At 64.6% G+C, this 308-nt stretch carries 1 pseudogene; it reads right to left on the bottom strand.

From position 1 onward, the window contains the following. A pseudogene (locus EN850_RS35320) lies at window positions 1-285 on the bottom strand (homoserine O-acetyltransferase); the annotation flags it as partial. Window positions 286-308 lie beyond the last annotated feature (23 nt).

The following is a 308-nucleotide window of genomic DNA, read 5'->3' on the forward strand; positions in this document are numbered from 1 at the left end:
GTCGTGGCCCTGCGGCGATTCCAGGCCGATGAAGTGCGCATCGGCACCGCCGGCCCGCAGGCCATCGGCAACCTGTTGCTGCTGCTGTACCGGGAACAGGATGTCGGTGTTGGCGCCGATCGCCAGCGCCTTCTCCACACGGATCTTCGCGAGCCCGTCCAGCACGTCGCCGTCGGCATACTCGGCCAGGTCGAACCAGTCCATCGAGCGGCTCAGGTACAGGTAGCAGTTGGGGTCGAAGAAACGCACGAAGCGTCGTGCATGGCCTTCCAGGTAGCTTTCCACCTGGAACTCCAGGCCGAACGGAT

This window comes from Mesorhizobium sp. M8A.F.Ca.ET.207.01.1.1 (genome assembly GCF_004794715.1).
GTDB lineage: Bacteria > Pseudomonadota > Alphaproteobacteria > Rhizobiales > Rhizobiaceae > Mesorhizobium.